Source organism: Mycobacterium neumannii (assembly GCF_002245615.1).
Taxonomy (GTDB): domain Bacteria; phylum Actinomycetota; class Actinomycetes; order Mycobacteriales; family Mycobacteriaceae; genus Mycobacterium; species Mycobacterium neumannii_A.
Genome location: NZ_NKCO01000003.1, coordinates 216,627 through 233,400, shown reverse-complemented (window position 1 = coordinate 233,400; position 16,774 = coordinate 216,627). Strand labels below are relative to the sequence as shown.

General features: G+C 67.8%; 13 protein-coding genes. 9 read left to right on the top strand and 4 right to left on the bottom strand.

Features of this window, described 5'->3' with window-relative positions:
- Positions 1 to 51: 51 nt before the first annotated feature.
- The 3 genes from CEX88_RS05670 to CEX88_RS05660 all read left to right on the top strand — a co-directional run bounded on the left by CEX88_RS05670 (position 52) and on the right by CEX88_RS05660 (position 4,595).
- Positions 52 to 1,059 (top strand): P-loop NTPase family protein, encoded by a 1,008-nt coding sequence (locus tag CEX88_RS05670; RefSeq protein ID WP_420799190.1) that lies wholly within the window; start codon positions 52 to 54, stop codon positions 1,057 to 1,059.
- A complete protein-coding gene (locus CEX88_RS05665) occupies positions 1,056 to 2,531 on the top strand; it encodes a hypothetical protein (protein WP_094292711.1) in 1,476 nt (491 codons plus the stop codon). The genes CEX88_RS05670 and CEX88_RS05665 overlap by 4 nt, the downstream gene beginning before the upstream one ends.
- 240 nt (positions 2,532 to 2,771) lie before the next feature.
- Positions 2,772 to 4,595, top strand: a complete 1,824-nt coding sequence (locus CEX88_RS05660; RefSeq protein ID WP_094292710.1) for a phosphoenolpyruvate carboxykinase (GTP) — start codon at positions 2,772 to 2,774, stop codon at positions 4,593 to 4,595.
- 110 nt (positions 4,596 to 4,705) lie between these two features.
- Here CEX88_RS05660 and CEX88_RS05655 read toward each other — a convergent pair whose 3' ends face one another.
- Entirely contained in the window at positions 4,706 to 7,363 is a 2,658-nt protein-coding gene (locus CEX88_RS05655) for an ATP-binding protein (protein ID WP_094292709.1), read from the bottom strand.
- A gap of 114 nt (positions 7,364 to 7,477) precedes the next feature.
- Between CEX88_RS05655 and fadD4 the strand changes: the two genes are divergently transcribed.
- Both fadD4 and CEX88_RS05645 read left to right on the top strand, forming a co-directional pair.
- Positions 7,478 to 9,004 (top strand): fatty-acid--CoA ligase FadD4, encoded by a 1,527-nt coding sequence (fadD4, locus tag CEX88_RS05650; protein ID WP_094292708.1) that lies wholly within the window; start codon positions 7,478 to 7,480, stop codon positions 9,002 to 9,004.
- Positions 9,001 to 9,888 carry an enoyl-CoA hydratase/isomerase family protein gene (locus CEX88_RS05645; RefSeq protein ID WP_238381959.1) on the top strand — a complete coding sequence of 296 codons (888 nt, stop codon included), beginning with the start codon at positions 9,001 to 9,003 and terminating at the stop codon, positions 9,886 to 9,888. The genes fadD4 and CEX88_RS05645 overlap by 4 nt, the downstream gene beginning before the upstream one ends.
- Here the strand turns inward: CEX88_RS05645 and CEX88_RS05640 are convergent.
- Positions 9,885 to 10,622: a GntR family transcriptional regulator gene (locus tag CEX88_RS05640; RefSeq protein WP_094292706.1), complete on the bottom strand. Its 738-nt coding sequence runs from the start codon at positions 10,620 to 10,622 to the stop codon at positions 9,885 to 9,887. The genes CEX88_RS05645 and CEX88_RS05640 overlap by 4 nt on opposite strands.
- A 3-nt stretch (positions 10,623 to 10,625) precedes the next feature.
- Positions 10,626 to 11,774 carry an acyl-CoA dehydrogenase family protein gene (locus CEX88_RS05635; RefSeq protein ID WP_094292705.1) on the bottom strand — a complete coding sequence of 383 codons (1,149 nt, stop codon included), beginning with the start codon at positions 11,772 to 11,774 and terminating at the stop codon, positions 10,626 to 10,628.
- A 107-nt stretch (positions 11,775 to 11,881) separates the two neighbouring features.
- Between CEX88_RS05635 and CEX88_RS05630 the strand changes: the two genes are divergently transcribed.
- Genes CEX88_RS05630 through CEX88_RS05620 form a run of 3 tightly spaced genes read left to right on the top strand, consistent with a single transcriptional unit; the run spans position 11,882 to position 15,266 of the window.
- Positions 11,882 to 12,796, top strand: coding sequence for a hotdog family protein (locus tag CEX88_RS05630; protein ID WP_238381971.1), 915 nt, complete (start codon positions 11,882 to 11,884; stop codon positions 12,794 to 12,796).
- Positions 12,797 to 12,840: 44 nt separating this feature from the next.
- On the top strand, positions 12,841 to 13,968 hold the full coding sequence (locus tag CEX88_RS05625) for a CoA transferase (protein ID WP_094292703.1): 1,128 nt from the start codon (positions 12,841 to 12,843) through the stop codon (positions 13,966 to 13,968).
- Positions 13,962 to 15,266, top strand: a complete 1,305-nt coding sequence (locus tag CEX88_RS05620) for an amidohydrolase family protein (RefSeq protein WP_094292702.1) — start codon at positions 13,962 to 13,964, stop codon at positions 15,264 to 15,266. Before CEX88_RS05625 ends, CEX88_RS05620 begins: the two co-directional genes overlap by 7 nt.
- A 1-nt stretch (position 15,267) precedes the next feature.
- Here the strand turns inward: CEX88_RS05620 and CEX88_RS05615 are convergent, their stop codons facing one another.
- Positions 15,268 to 16,170, bottom strand: a complete 903-nt coding sequence (locus CEX88_RS05615; RefSeq protein ID WP_094292701.1) for an alpha/beta hydrolase — start codon at positions 16,168 to 16,170, stop codon at positions 15,268 to 15,270.
- A gap of 97 nt (positions 16,171 to 16,267) precedes the next feature.
- Between CEX88_RS05615 and CEX88_RS05610 the strand changes: the two genes are divergently transcribed.
- On the top strand, positions 16,268 to 16,774 hold the full coding sequence (locus tag CEX88_RS05610) for a hemerythrin domain-containing protein (RefSeq protein WP_238381958.1): 507 nt from the start codon (positions 16,268 to 16,270) through the stop codon (positions 16,772 to 16,774).

Genomic DNA, 16,774 nt, shown 5'->3' with positions numbered 1-16,774 from the left:
CGCTCCCACGACGCTGTGTGAGGTGTCACGATCGTCGGAGGCGGACCCGGGGTGAGGTCGCCGCGCCCACGACAAGGGGAAGGTCACCAGATTTTCGTCGACGCGCTGCTGCAAATCTGTGAAGAGCGCCGCGATCCGCGGCTGACGGCGATCGTCCGGCGCCTGTGCGCGCCGACGCGGGTCGCGGTGCGGGGTCGCGAGGGTGTCGGCCGCGCGACGGTGGCGGCGGCGTTGACTGCCGCGGGGGTCGGGGTCTCACCCGACGGTGTCGCCGACGTCGACGTGCTTGTGATCGCCGAAGCCCTCAAACCCGAGGACCGGGCGCTTCTCGACGGGTCCGGCAGGCCCGCCGTCGTCGTCCTCAACAAGGCCGACCTCACTGGCTTCGGCGGGGCGGGGCCGATGGCGCAGGCGTATCACCGGGCCGCGCGGTGTCGGGCCTTGACCGGGCTGCCGACGGTGCCGATGGTCGCGCTGCTCACCGACGTGAATCTGACCGGCGAACTGCTCGATGCGCTGCGGACTCTGCTCGCCGAGCCTGCCGACGTGTCGTCGACCGACGCGTTCGTGGAGGCGCCCCATCCGCTGCCGCGCGAGGTGCGCGAGCGGCTGCTGGGCACGCTGGACCGGTTCGGCATCGCCCACGCGGTGCTCGCGCTGGACCGGGGCGCGAGCGTCGATTCGCTGCCGAACCACCTGCGCAAGCTCAGCCAGCTCGACCGGGTCATCGAGCACATCGATGCGGCGGGTGCACCGCTGCGGTACCGGAAGCTGCATACCGCGGTGGCCCAGTTACGCGCGCTGGCAACGCAATCGGACGATCCACGGTTGGGCGACCTGTTGGCGGCCGACGACGCCGTCCTCGCGGCGATGACGGCGGCGGTGGACGTCGTCGAGGCCGCGGGCGCGCGAGTCGACCGGGGCGACGACGCGGACGCTCATCTGCGCCGCGCCGCCCAGTGGCGGCGGTACGGCAACGGTCCCGTCAACGCGTTGCACCGGGCCTGCGCCGCCGACATCAGCCGCGGTTCGCTTCGCCTGCTCGGGCGGTCGCGATGACGGCGGACGTTACGAGCACCGATCAACTCGCGGCGGCCGATGCGGTGGTCGCCGACATCGAACCCGGACTCGCCCCGCCTGCGGTGCGCGCCCGCGACGTCGTGCTGGTGACGGGTCCCTGGCTGGCAGGCAGCACCAGCGTGGCCGCGGCGCTTCGGGAGCGGATGCCCGAGCACACCTTTGTCGAGGCGGATGATCTCACCCAGTCCGAAGCGCCCGCCGCCGTGGTGTTCGTCGTGTCGGCGGTCTCGCCGCTGACCGAATCCGACTGTGAGCTCATCGATTTGGTCTCACGCCATACCGATCTGGTGGTCGGTGTGGTGTCGAAGATCGACACGCACCGCAACTGGCGCGAGGTGCTGGCTGCTGATCGCGCGATGCTGGCCGACCGGTCGCCGCGCTACGCCCCCGTGCCGTGGGTGGGGGCGGCGGCCGCACCCGATCTGGGGGAGCCGCGCGTCGACGAACTCCTGGGCCTGCTCCGGCAGCGGTTGACCGACCCCGAGCTGGCGCGACGGAACCGCCTGCGGGCGTGGGAGACTCGGCTCGAGTCGGTGATAAGCCAATACCGCACCGACGGCGAGGGCGCCCATCGACGCGCCCGCGTCGCGGCGCTGCACCAGAGTCGCGACGACATCGTGCGCAATCGGCGCGTCGCGAAATCCGAACGCAGCATCGCCCTGCGCACCCAGATCCAGCAGGCCCGTGTCCAGTTGGGGTACCTGGCGCGTAACCGCTGCACGTCGGTGCGGGCCGAACTCGCCGAGGACGCGTCCGCGCTGGGCCGCAGGGCACTCGCGGACTTCGAATCGCGGGTGCGGGAACGTCTCGGCGTGGTCGTCGGAGAGGTTGAGCAGGGCGTCACCGCGCAGCTGGCCGACGTGGCGGCCCAGGTCGGATTGACGGCTCCGGCGGTGTCCGACGCGCCGGCGGTCCCGGAGATCGCCCCGCCGCGGTTGACGTCGCGGCGGCTGGAGACGCAGCTGACGATGATCCTCGGCGCCGGCTTCGGTCTGGGGGTGGCGCTGGCGGTCACCCGACTGTTCACCGGCCTGGCCCCCGGTCTGACCGTTGCCGGTCTGGTGGCCGGTGGTCTGGTGGGGCTGGTGATGACCGTGTGGGTGGTCGGCATCCGCGGGGTGCTGCAGGACCGGGCGGTACTGGACCGCTGGCTCACCGACGTCACCGGCACGATCAAGGCGGCGCTCGACGAACGTGTGGCGACGCGGGTGCTGGCCGCCGAGAGCGCGCTGGCATCGGAGCTGGCCACCCGGGACGAACGCGAGGCCGCCACCGCTGCGAAACGGATCGCCGCGATCGACGCCGAACTGCGCCAGCACGCGCTCGAGACCGCACGGGCCGCCGCCGAGCGTGACCGCAGGCTGCCGTCGCTGCAGCGGGCACTCGACGCCGTTCGCGCCGATTTGTACGGGCGTGCGGATCCGGCGAGGAGCTCGGCGGACGGCCCCTAACGGATCGGGGATACCGATTTATACGGTTGACACACGTCAACTCACGGCGCCCGGGGCGCAAAACGCCTGTGAAACAGGCTTCTGAATCGTTCCTGTGAGTGATCGGACACACTCCCGATTCACCGCGGGCTTCCCACCCGCGATAACCTCGGTATAGGGAGACCGCAGCGCCGCCTGTCCCTGTCTGGGTGGCGCATACGGAGCCTTGGGGCCTGGCAGCAACAGACACAGGAGATTTTCATGACCGCAGCGACCATCCCGGGTTTGGACACCGCACCGACGAAGCACAAGGGTCTGCTCGCTTGGGTTCAAGAGGTCGCCGAGCTGACGCAGCCCGACCGCGTGGTTTTCACCGACGGCTCTGACGAAGAGAACGCCCGACTGTGCGATCAGTTGGTGGCGGCGGGCACCTTCAAGAGGCTTGACGACAAGAAGAAGCCGAACTCGTACCTCGCGCTGTCCGACCCGTCCGACGTGGCCCGCGTTGAATCGCGGACCTTCATCTGCACTGAGCGCGAAATCGACGCCGGTCCTACCAACAACTGGAAAGACCCCGCCGAGATGCGCGGCATCATGACCGATCTGTACCGCGGCTGCATGCGTGGCCGCACCATGTACGTCATCCCGTTCTGCATGGGTCCGCTCGGTGCCGAAGACCCCAAGCTGGGCGTCGAGATCACCGACTCCGAGTACGTCGTGGTGTCGATGCGCACGATGACCCGGATGGGTAAGGCCGCGCTGGACAAGATCGGCGACGACGGCTTCTTCGTCAAGGCGCTGCATTCGATCGGCGCGCCGCTGGAGCCGGGGCAGAAGGACGTGCCGTGGCCGTGCAACGACACGAAGTACATCACCCACTTCCCGGAGACCCGCGAGATCTGGAGCTACGGTTCGGGTTACGGCGGCAACGCGCTGCTGGGCAAGAAGTGCTACGCGCTGCGGATCGCCTCGGCGATCGCCCACGACGAGGGCTGGCTCGCCGAGCACATGCTGATCCTCAAGCTGATCTCACCGGAGAACAAGGCGTACTTCGTCGCCGCGGCCTTCCCGTCGGCGTGCGGTAAGACCAACCTCGCGATGCTGCAGCCCACGCTGCCGGGTTGGCGGGCCGAGACCGTCGGTGACGACATCGCCTGGATGCGGTTCGGCAAGGACGGCCGCCTGTACGCGGTCAACCCCGAGTTCGGCTTCTTCGGCGTCGCGCCCGGCACGAACTGGGACTCCAACCCGAACGCGATGAAGACCATCGAGGCCGGCAACACCGTGTTCACCAACGTCGCGCTGACCGACGACAACGACGTGTGGTGGGAAGGCCTCGAGGGCGACCCGCAGCACCTGATCGACTGGAAGGGTCGCGATTGGGAACCGGGGTCGCCGGACAAAGCCGCGCATCCGAACTCGCGCTACTGCACCCCGATCTCGCAGTGCCCGACGCTGGCGCCGGAATGGGATGACCCGCAGGGTGTGCCGATCTCGGCGATCCTGTTCGGCGGCCGTCGCAAGACCACGGTGCCGCTGGTGACGCAGGCCCGCGACTGGCAGCACGGCGTGTTCATCGGTGCCACGCTCGGTTCCGAGCAGACTGCCGCCGCCGAGGGCAAGGTCGGCACCGTCCGCCGCGACCCGATGGCCATGCTGCCGTTCCTGGGCTACAACGTCGGCGACTACTTCGCGCACTGGATCGACATCGGCAAGCAGTCCGACGAGTCGAAGATGCCGAAGATCTTCTTCGTCAACTGGTTCCGCCGCGGCGACGACGGCCGTTTCCTATGGCCGGGCTTCGGCGAGAACAGCCGCGTGATGAAGTGGATCATCGACCGCATCGAGCAGAAGGCAGGCGGCCGCACCACGCCGATCGGCATCGTGCCCACGGCCGAGGATCTCGACCTGTCGGGTCTGGATGTCGACGCCGCCGATGTGGACGCCGCGCTGGAGGTGAACGTCGACGAGTGGCGCCAGGAGCTGCCACTCATCGAGGAGTGGTTCGAGTTCGTCGGCGAGAAGCTGCCCACCGGCATCAAGGACGAGTTCGACGCGCTCAAGCACCGCCTCGAGGCCGAGTAGCCCCTCGCGTCCTCCCTCCCTCCCTCCCTGCCCCGCGAGCGTGCGCGTCTGCACATGACACGCCGCGCAATAGCGACACTTTGAGCACGTTCACCGTCAGGTGAGCGTGCTCAAGTGTCTGTCGGCGCCCTCTCGGACCGTCGGATCCGATCGATGGCCTCGAGCGCGTACGCGGCCATTGCCGCGTTGCTCATGGCTCGGCCTTCGCGCGCGAGCGACTCGTACCGCTCACGGCCCAGCGTCTCGCGCAGAGCCGTCACTGCGTCGTGGATCTCCGGGTACGTCGAGCTGGCATCCGATTCGACCACGAACGCGGCAGTCGTTGCAGCGGCCTCGTGATGCCCGAGTCGGAAGAGTAGGTTCGCCAGAATCAGAATGGGTGCCGACATCATGTAGAAGCTGCCTGAGTCGAAATAGTTGCGGAGGGCTTGGGCCAGAAACTCGCACGCCTCCACCGGGTTTCGGCGCACTGTGGCGATCCGGCCGAGACTCACCGCGTGGATCGATGCGATCTGCCTGTTACCCGTCTCCTGTGCGATCGACAGGCCCTTCAGATGAGCGGCGTATGCGGCGTCGGGATCGACGTCACGGTAGGCGAATCCGTATGCGAGGAGCCCCGCGGAGCGTAGATGGGGGTTGTCCGTGGCTTCCGCGTCGGCGAGCAGGCCTTCGGTCTCGGCGATCGCCTCATCGACGCGACCGGAGATAACGAGAGCGAACACCAGCGATTGCCTTGTGTAAAGTCGGTTTTCGGCGCTAGCAGCGAGCAGTGCCCGGCAGCGCTCGACGCACCACCCAGGGTCTCTCATCATGTAGCCCGCGTGGATGGTGGCCTCCATCGAATCCGGCACCGGGTCGTACCGGCCGCTCTCGATGGCGGCGAGGGCGGCCCTCGAGTACCGGAGGTAATCATCGCTTCTCCCGCTTACCGAGCATTGGGCCGCTGCGACGTAGAGCATCGGCAGTTGCGGATGCTTTTCTCGGCGCGCCGGTTCGAGCACCTCCTCCGCCCACGAGACCGCCTCGAAGACCTCGACCCAGTAGCCGATGAATGTGGTGAGTACGACGATATCCACAGCCCCATCGAGATCGGCGTGGTCGCTGGCCCAGCGGAAGGCGCTGCGCAGGTTGGGTAATTCGGTGTTGAGCCAGTCGTGCGCTTCCCGCTGCCGGGGTCCGTCCCAGATGGCGATGAGATCCCGCCTGCGACCGGCGAAGTATCGGGCGTGCGCGCAGCGGGCGTCGTCTGCCCCGCCGGAGCTCACAAGCTGCTCCTCGGCGAATTGCCGGATTGTCTCCAGCATCGAGAACCGCGTCCGCCCCGAGGTCTGGTCGGCGACCAACAGCGATTTGCGGACCAGCGACTCGAGTAGGTCCAAGATCGCGAACTTGTCGCGCGTGTGCGCCACCGCCGCTGCGCCGTCGAGGTCGAATCCCCCTGCGAATACCGAGCATCGGGTCAGCAGGTCCTTCTCGGCATCGTCGAGCAGATCGTAGGACCATTGCACGGCGGCGCGCAGGGTCTGGTGGCGTTCGAGGCCGCGCCGGGAGCCTACGAGCACCCGGAACCGATCGTCGAGATGGTCGCGCAGCTCCGTGACGGTCACCGACATCAGCCGTGACGCCGCCAGTTCGAGCGCGAGCGGGATTCCGTCGAGTCGGCGGCAGATGTCGACGACGGCGTCGGCGTCGGGTTCGAGCGTGACCGTCGGCGAATCCGCGGACGCCCTCTCGACGAAGAGCGTCGGGCCGCTCGACCGGACGTCGAGGGGAGGCACCGACCGTAGTTGTTCGTCGTTGAGCCGCAATCCTTCCCGGCTCGTGGCGAGCACCGTGACGCTGTCCGTCGCATCGAGGATCTTGCCGATGACGTCGGCCGCCGCGTCGAGGACATGCTCGCAGTTGTCGAACAGCAGGAGCCGTATGCGCCCCTCCAACGCGGAGGCCACGCTGTCTGCGACGCTCAGCCCCGGCTGCTGGTTGAGACCGAGGACCGCGGCGACCGCGTCGGGTACGGCGGCGGGATCGGTGACCGGACCCAGCTCGATCATCCACACCCCATCCGGAAACTCCGGTTGCAGTCGGGCGGCGACTTCCTGTGCCAAGCGCGTCTTGCCGACGCCGCCGACGCCCGTGAGAGTCACCAGGCGATGCGATTTCAACGCGGTGGCCACCTCGGCCACTTCGGATTCTCGGCCCACGAAGCTGGTCGCGGGCGGGCGCAGGTTGCCCTGGCTCGCGTCGAGCGTTCTGAGCGGCGGGAATTCCGACCGCAGTCCTTCTGCCACGACCTGGAAGACGTCGACGGGCCTGGCGATGTCGCGTAACCGCCGTGGACCGAGGGCGACGAGGTCGACTCCGGAGACGAGATCGGCCGTCGTCCGGTCGATCAGGAGCTGTCCGCCGTGGCCGGCCGCCATCAGGCGCGCGGTGCGGTTGCACACCGCGCCGAAATAGTCGCCCTCCCGACATTCGGCTTCGCCCGTTGCGATGCCCATCCGCACCGGCAGGTGCAGCGACCGTTGAGCATCGACGGCCGCATCCACCGCTTGACGTGGCGAGGAGAACGCCGCACAGATGCCGTCGCCCGTGTGCTTGAACAACCAGCCGTCGTGCACCTCCACCGCATGGCGCATCGTGTCGTCGTGGGAGGCCAGGGCGCGCCGCATCGCATCGGCGTCGGCTTCCCAACGTCGGGTCGACCCTTCGATGTCGGTGAACAGGAAGGTGACAACCGCGGAGGGTGCCGCTTGGAGCCCGCCATTCATCCGGTCACCGCCGCACCCCCATAGCCTGCGGATTCATGCTAAGTCGGTGAGGGCGGGAAAGGGCAGAATCGACCACTTGACACCTGTCAACTCGGCGCATCGTAGAGTCAGCCCATGCAGATCCGCGAACATGCCGAGGCGACGCCCGACAAACCCGCCGTCATCATGCATCCCAGTGGCACCACGGTGACGTTCGGCGAGCTCGAGGCGCGCGCCAACCGGTTGGCCCACCACTTCCGGCAGTCGGGGCTGGTGGAAGGGGACACCGTCGCTGTCCTGATGGAGAACAACGAACATCTGCACGCCGTCATGTGGGCGGCCCGGCGCAGCGGTCTGTACTACGCGGTGATCAACACGCACCTGACCGCAGCCGAGGCGGCCTACATCGTCGACAACAGTGGCGCCAAGGCAGTCATCGGATCGCAGGCGATGCTCAAGGTGTGCGAGGAGCTGGAAGAGCACCTGCCCAACGGACTACCGGAGCTGCTGCTCATCGCCGACGACAACCTCGACGGCTGGCAGCGCTATCCGGAATGCGTCGCCGATCACCCGGAAACCCCCATCCCCGACGAGATCGAGGGTGACCTGCTGCAGTACTCGTCGGGAACCACCGGACGCCCCAAGGGGATTCGGCGCGAGCTGCCCCATGTCTCCCCCTCGCAGGCCGGCAATATGCTGTCCGCCCTGTTGATGGCCATCCAGATGGACAGTGATTCGGTGTATCTCAGCCCGGCGCCGCTGTATCACACCGCGCCGTGTATGTGGACGATGTCCGCGCAGGCCATGGGCGCTACCACGGTGATCATGCGGAAGTTCGAGCCCGAGGAGGCGCTGATAGCCATCCAGAAGTACGGGGTCACCAGCGGGCAGTTCGTGCCCGCCATGTTCGTCCGCATGCTCAAACTGCCGGCCGAAATCCGTGATTCGTATGACCTCTCGTCCATCCGCAGAGTCGTACATGCCGCCGCGCCCTGTCCGGTCGACATCAAGAAGCAGATGATCGACTGGTGGGGTCCGGTCATCGATGAGTACTACTCCTCCTCCGAGGGCGCGGGTATCACCTTCATCACCGCCGAGGGCTGGCTCAACCACCCGGGCTCGGTGGGCAAGCCGCTGCTGGGTGAGGCGCATGTGCTCGGTGAGGACGGCGAGGAACTGCCGCCGGGAGAGCCCGGTCAGATCTATTTCGACATGGGCCCAATGAGTTTCGTCTATCACAACGATCCGGTGAAGACGGCCGAGTCGCGTGAGAAGCACGGGTGGGTGACGGTCGGTGACGTGGGCTATCTCGACGAGGACGGCTACATGTTCCTCACCGACCGCAAGCACCACATGATCATCTCCGGCGGGGTGAACATCTACCCGCAGGAGGCCGAGAACCTGTTGATCACCCATCCGAAGGTGTTGGACGCGGCGGTTTTCGGGGTTGACGACGAAGAGATGGGCCAGCGTGTCAAGGGTGTGGTGCAGACCGTCGAGCCCGCCGACGCGACCGACGAGTTCGCCGAGGAACTGCTCGAGTGGCTGCGTGAACGCCTGGCGCACTACAAATGTCCGCGGTCCATCTCGTTCGAGGCCCAACTGCCACGTACGGAGACCGGCAAGATGCTCAAGCAGGAGCTGGTCAAGAAGTACTCGTGACACACGTCGAGTTGCCGTCGGGCATCGTCGTGGCGATCGAAACGCCAACTGACGACGCCACATTCACCTTGTCGGAATACGACTCCGACGACAGCCGGGTCGTCACCGTGGCCTCCGTGGCCGACACCCTCGCCGAAGTGACAGAGCGGTGCGCCCAGTGGCCGCACGCCGCGGGCATCTGCGACGACGTCCTTCGTGCCGTCGACCCGGCCGCCCCCGCGTTCGGCGGCGTCATCACCGAGTCGCTGGCATACTCCACGCTGCAGGCAGGGCCGGAGTTCGCGCGTTGGCTCGACGAGCGCGGACCCTCGCAGGTCCCCGAGATCCCCGATCCCGTTGTGGCCGAACGCATCGACGACACCGTCTATGTGCGGTTCAACCGGGTGCGGCGGCACAACGCGTTCTCCACCGACGCTCGCGGCGCGCTGCTGGAGGCACTCGAGGTGGCGCGCGTCGACCCGTCGGTCACCGAGGTGGTCCTGTCCGGCAACGGACCGTCGTTCTGCAGCGGTGGGGATCTCGCCGAGTTCGGGGGTTTCCTCGATCCCGCGAGCGCACACTTCGCCCGCACCCGCTACAGCCCCGCGCTGGTGCTGGCCGAGCTGACCGACCGGCTCGGCAACCGCTGCCGCGCGCGAGTCCACGGTCAGGTGCTCGGCAGCGGATTGGAGATGGCGGCGTTCTGTGGCCACATCGAGTCGAGCCCGAGCGCCGTTTTCGGGTTGCCGGAACTCAGCCTCGGGCTGATCCCCGGCGCAGGCGGAACGGTGAGTATCACTCGCCGGATCGGCCGTTGGCGCACAGCGTATCTGGTGTTGTCGGGCCGAACCATCGATCCGCCGACGGCGTTACGGTGGGGGCTCGTCGACGAGATCGCTGACTAGCCCGAGCGGCGCAACGTCACCCGGTAGGTGTACTGCTCGGGCAGGAAATGGCTGACCGACAACTCGATCGGTCGGCCTTGCGCGTCTGAGTACAACCGGTCGACGCGCAACATCGGATGCCCCGGTTCGCAGAGGACGGCGTCTGCCACCTCGGCATCGGCGGGTGCGACCGTGATCGACTGTGCGGCTTCGACGATCGGTGCACTCAGATGCGGCTCGAGCAGTCCGATGACGGTCTGCGTCCCGGCTGCCCCGTCGGCCAACTCCGGCGAGTCCGCCACCGCCGCTGCCACTGTCGGCGCCAGATGCACCGTGGTCAGTACGAACGGCACCCTGGGGTCGGTGCCGTGCAGCCGCCGGAACACCACCGTGTACACGATGTCGTCGTCGAGTCGCAGCCTGCTGGCGCCCTCGACGTCCACGCGACGCCGCAGTCCGCCGAGCACCTCCATTGTGGTGTCGTCGGACAGGCTCATCAGGTCCTCGATCGAGCCGAACTGGCGCAGGTAGCGCCGTCCCGAACCGCTTGCGTACGTCCCGCGACCCGGCACCCGGTACACGACACCATCGGCCACCAGGTCCTGAAACGCGCGGCGCACAGTCTGTCTCGACAGACCATGAGCAGCAACGAGTTCCGACTCCGTCGGCAACCGCGCTCCGTCGCGGTAGCGGCCGGCCGCGATCTGCTCGCGCAACTGGTCGCGCAGGGTCTGGTACGCCGGCGCGGGCCTCATCGCCTACAGGCCGCCTCGTGCCACCAACTGCGAGGCGATGACGTTGCGCTGGATCTCGTTGGTGCCCTCGCCGACGATCATCAGCGGCGCGTCGCGGAAGTACCTTTCGACGTCGTACTCCGTGGAATAGCCGTAACCGCCGTGAATGCGGACCGCGTTGAGCGCGATCTCCATCGCGACCTCGGAGGCGAACAGCTTGGCCATCCCCGCCTCCATATCGCAGCGTTCGCCGCTGTCGTAGCGCTCGGCGGCATACCGCGTCAGCTGGCGGGCGGCGGTGAGCTTGGTGGCCATGTCGGCCAGATAGTTGCCGATGGACTGGTGCTTCCAGATGGGTTGCCCGAAGCTCTCGCGCTCCTGGGCGTACCGCAGCGCATCCTCCAACGCGGCCGTCGCCACGCCGAGCGCCCGTGACGCGACCTGAATACGGCCCGTCTCAAGGCCTTGCATCATCTGGGCGAAGCCCTTACCCGGCTCTCCGCCGAGGATCGCCGACGCGGGCACACGGCAGTCCTCGAAAATCAGCTCACACGATTCGACGCCCTTGTACCCGAGCTTGGGCAGGTCCCGAGACACCGACAACCCCGTCATGCCCTGTTCGACGAGAACCACCGAGATTCCCTTGTGGCGCGGAGTGGCCGTCGGATCGGTCTTGCACAACAGCGCGATCAGCCCGGATCTGCGCGCGTTCGAAATCCAGGTCTTCGATCCGTTGATGGTCAGGCCGTCGCCTTCGGACGGCAGCGCCGTGGTGGCCATGTTCTGCAGATCGGACCCGCCGCCAGGTTCGGTCAGCGCCATCGTGGCGCGGATCTCGCCGGTCGCCATCGTGGGCAGATAGCGGCGCTTCTGCTCCTCGGTGCCGAACAACACCAACAGCTTGGCGACGACGGTGTGTCCGCCCATCGCCCCGGCCAGGCTCATCCAGCCGCGGGACAGCTCCTGGGTCACCTCCACGTAGCAGGGCATCGACACCGGCGAACCGCCGTATTCCTCCGGGATGGCCAGACCGAAGATGCCGATCTGCTTCATCTGCTCGATCCACGCCTCGGGATATTCGTTGGCGTGTTCGACGTCGCGCACTCGCGGTTTGACCTCGCGGTCGATGAAGGCCCGCACGGTGGCGACCAGCATCGTCTCTTCCTCATTCATGTACGGCCATATTGACACTTTGTGCGGCCCAATGCCAGAGTGGGCCCGTGAGCGGCCCGTACTTCGACGACCTGCACGTGGGGCAGGTTTTCGACACCGCGCCGCCGATGACGTTGACGTCGGGTGCGGCCGCGGTGCATCAGTCGATCGTCGGCGATCGTCTGCGGCTGGCGCTCGACGGCGAGTTGGCGACGGCGGTCACTGGTGCGGCCGGTCCGCTGGCGCATCCGGCGCTGGTCTGTGACGTCGCGATCGGCCAGACCACGCTCGTCACCCAGCGGGTGAAGGCCAATCTGTTCTACCGCGGCTTGGTCTTTCACCGGTTCCCCGTCATCGGCGACACCCTGTTCACCCGCACAGAAGTGGTCGGGCTCAAGGAGAACTCCGTCAAGCCGGGCCGGGCGCGGACCGGATTGGCCGCGCTGCGGATGACGACCGTCGACGAGCTCGGCCGCTTGGTGCTCGATTTTCACCGCTGCGCGATGCTGCCGCTGCGCGACGGTGCCGGCGAGACGGGGCACGCCGACGACCTGTCGACGATCGGCGCTGAGACCCCGCCCGTACCCGATCCGACCTCGGACTGGGACGCCGAGACCTACCGCGCGAAGGTACCTGGGGCCCACTTCGATCCCGGATTCGCGGGGGCGGTGCTGCACAGCACCGGCGACGTGGTGAGCAGCGCACCCGAGCTGGCCCGGCTGACGTTGAACATCGCTGCGACACACCACGACTGGCGGGTCAACAACCGTCGGCTGGTCTACGGAGGCCACACGATCGGGCTGGCGCTGGCTCAGGTGACGCGGCTGTTGCCCAACCTTGTCACCGTCCTCGGCTGGCAGTCCTGCGACCACACCGGGCCGGTGTACGAAGGGGACACGCTCTACAGCGAGGTGCACATCGAGAAGGCCGAGCCGCTTGCGGACGGTCGCGGTGGCGTGCTGACGGTGCGGTCGGTGGTGTATGCGGTCGATGACCAGGATCGCAACGTGCTCGATTGGCGCTTCACCGCGCTGCAATTCTGAGCCGCGCCCACCCCCGGCGGCACCCGGTTGTGAAGTTGGCGACAATGGGGAGCGTGACGTCGACGATGTTGGCTGTCCCCACCGCCGTGCTCGACCGGGCCGGACGGGTAGCCGACGCCTTCGCAACCTTCACCGGCGTCGAGGTCGACGCCGCCGAGTTGATCGGCGGGCGTGCTGCGCTGCTGGGCCTTTCGCCTGCCGGTCAGGTGTCGGCGGGCGGCGCGACGCGCCTGATGCGCAGCCATGACAGTTGGTGTGCCCTCACGTTGGCGAGGCCCGACGACATCGCCGCGGTTCCCGCGCTGATATCGGCCGACGAGGTCGACGATCCATGGCAGGCGGTCCAGGACTGGGTCGCCGAGAACGACTGCGCCGACATGACCGAGCGCGCCCGGTTGCTCGGCCTGCCGGCGGCGGGCCTCGCCGAGACCCCGCCCGAGGCCCCGCGGGTGTACCCGTTCGGTGCGGCCACCGCGACGCGAGGCCCTGCTGACCTCCTGGTCGCGGACCTGTCCGCGATGTGGGCCGGGCCGCTGTGTGGGCGGTTGCTCTCGTCGGCGGGTGCGACCGTGGTCAAGGTGGAGAGCGCCGCACGACCCGACGGCGCCCGTCACGGACCGCAAGCGTTCTTCGACTGGATTAACGCCGGAAAACTCTCCTACAGTGTCGATTTCGACGAACCGTCCGGTTTGCGGGCGCTGCTGGCCGCCGCCGACGTCGTGATCGAGTCGTCGCGGCCCGCGGCGTTGGCTCGTCGCGGGCTCTCCCCGACGGACGTGGCGCCGCGTGAAGGCCGGGTGTGGCTACGGGTCACCGGCCACGGCACCGACGGTGACCGTGACAACTGGGTCGCGTTCGGCGACGACGCCGCCGTGTCGGGCGGCCTGGTCTGTGGTGAGCCCGACGAGCCGGAGTTCTGCGCCGATGCGATCGCCGACCCGCTGACCGGGCTCCAGGCAGCGCTGGCCGTCGCGCGGTCGTTGCGCAGCGGGGGAGGGGAGCTGATCGAAATGTCGATGGCCGCCGTCGCCGCCACCTATGCACAGCTACCGCGGGACGACCAATCACCCTGTGGCGCAGCGCCGCAACTGTCGGCAGCCGCGCAACCGCTCGGGGCGGACAACGAGGAAGTGGAGCAGCTGATCGACCAGCGACGGCCCGCGTCTTGCTGATCCAGCGCGCGACGCTTCTCGACGGCACTTCCGTCGATATCCGGGTGGCCGAAATGATCGTCGCCGTCGAGCCGGAGCTGGAGCGTATTCGCGGCGAGCCGGTCTACGACGCGGCCGGTCGCACCGTCATACCGGGGCTGCACGATCACCATGTCCATCTGCGTTCCGCCGCAGCGGCTTTACGCTCGGTGCGGGTCGGTCCTGCCGAGGTGCGCAACCGGGCGGAACTGGCCCGTGCGTTGGCGGATGCGAAGCCCGGTGCCGATGGCTGGGTCAGGGCGGTGGGCTATCACGAAGCGGTTGCGGGTCACCTGGTCCGCACCGTTCTCGACGAGGTGGCGCCGTCGGTTCCGGTCCGCGTGCAGCACCGCAGCGGTGTGCTGTGGACGCTGAATTCGGCGGGACTGGTCCGTGTGGGAATGGCTGACCACCCCGACGGACGCTTGCGCAGTGCCGACCGCTCCTGGTCGGATAGTCTGCAGCGCAACGAGAGCGGTCTGGGTGAGGTGAGCGAGCGGCTCAGCGGCCTCGGCGTCACCGGCGTCACCGACGCCACCCCCGACCTCGAGATCGACGACATCGTCCGGCTTTTGGAGGCCCACCGCCGCGGGGAACTGCGCCAGCGCGTGCTGTGCCTCGCACCGGGCAAGCGGATTCTGCACGATACCGACCTCGACCTCGACGGCCTCACCTCGTGGATCTCGGAGCGGCACGGCGAGGGCGCACCGGTCGCCGTGCACTGTGTGACCGCCGCACAACTCGTCGTCACGCTCTCCGCGCTACAGGCGACCGGAACGCTTCCGGGGGACCGCATCGAGCACGCATCCGTCGTGCCCGACGACGGCATCGGCGCCCTTGCCGCGAGCGGCGTGACCGTGGTGACGCAGCCGAACTTCGTCGCCGAGCGCGGCGATCAGTACCTCGACGACGTGCCCGCCGGCGAACACCATGAATTGTGGCGCGTCGCTTCGCTGTTGCGCGCGGGCGTGCCGCTCGTGCTGTCGACCGACATGCCGTTCGGCGAGGGCGACCCGTGGGCGACGATGCGTGCCGCGGTGCGACGGATGACCGGCAGCGGCGCGGTGCTCGGCGCGGACGAACGCATCACCGCGCTGGAAGCGCTCGGCATGTTCTTCGGTACCGGGCATGACCCGCTGCAGCGCCGAACCGTCGCGCCCGGCCAACCGGGCGATCTGGTGGTGCTGGAACCGTCGCCGCGCGACGTGCTCGAGACATTGGCGTCGGACATGGTGGCCGCCACCGTGATCGCGGGCGAGGTGGTGTTGGACCGCGGGTGACTCAGGCGGCCGCGGGTGCCAACGCCCGCTGTAGCATCGCGCACTGACTGTCGAAGAACTGTTGTGAAACAGAGGCTTTGGGCGCGATGCCGTCGAATCCGTGGAACGCGCCCTCGACGATCTCGACGTCGCACGGCACTCCGGCGGCCTTGAGTCGTTCGGCGTACTCGAGATCCTCGTCGTGGAAGAGGTCCAGCGTTCCGACCCCGATCCACGCGGGCGGCAAGCCGGCCAGGTCGTTTCTGCGCGCGGGCACGGCCACGGCGGGATCGGCGTCACCGAGGTAGGCCGCCCAGCCGAACTTGTTGCTCGACTTGTTCCACAGTCGAATCCCGGGGTTGTCCAGTTCGCGGCGGTCCACGGTGCGGTCGTCGAGCATCGGATACACCAGCAGCTGGGCCGATGGGGTGACCTCTCCGCGGTCGCGCGCCAGCAGCGCCAACTGGGCCGCCAAACCGCCGCCTGCGCTGGCACCCCCGATCGCGACACGGCTTGAGTCCACCGACGGCAGCGCCACCAACCACTTCAGCGCCGAATAGCAGTCCTCCACCGCGGCCGGGTAGGCGTATTCGGGCGCCAACCTATAGTCGACGGAGGCCACCGTGACCCCCAGGCGCCGGGCGAACCGGCGGCACAGCTCGTTGTCCTGGCCCGGATGGCCGATGAGATAACCCCCGCCGTGAATCCACAACAGCGCGGGGCCCTTTCGCATGCCCCCAGGCGGCCGATACAGCCAGACGTCGACTCCCGACGGCAGGGTCAGCGCCTCGACATCGCGGGGCACTTTGCGCCACATGCGCCGGGTCACCATGCGCACGATCGGCAGCGTCGCGGGTGTGATCACCTGCTTGGGGGCGAGGCGGGCGGCGCGGCGCAGGTCGGGATGGAAGTCGGTGAACGGCACCCGACAAGTATTACGTCACCGGCAGCCGAGGGGTGCCCCATATTGTTTATACAAACAGACTTGTATAAACTAACGGCAGCTCGTGGTAGGAGACGCCGTGACGCACAAGTCAGCCCCTTATGTCGCACTGGAGCATGAACACCGCGAGATCGACCGCGCGATCGAGGACTTCGTGGGCAAGCTTCGGGCCGGCGTCCTCGAAACCGAAGTGCTCACCTGGGCGCTGGACAAGCTGCGCCGCCACATCTACCTCGAAGAGGTCATCGTGTTCCCGCCGATCCGTGAGGCCGGGATGGTGATGCCGATCTTCGTGATGATGCGTGAGCACGGCCAATTGTGGCGGACCATGGACACATTGGACGGCCTGCTCGCAGCGTCTGACACCGACCGGATCGAGGCGGCCTGCGGCGTACTGCTGGATCAGTTGCACGAGCACAACTCTAAAGAAGAGCCAATTATCTACCCGCACATAGACATTGATCTCACCGCGCATATGCGCGCGGAGTTGACTCGGTCCGTCGAATCGGGCCGCGCCCCCGGGGGATGGGTCTGCCGGCACGCCAGTGTTGTGGGCGCAATGTCCGGTCCGGCCGATGAGAACTGA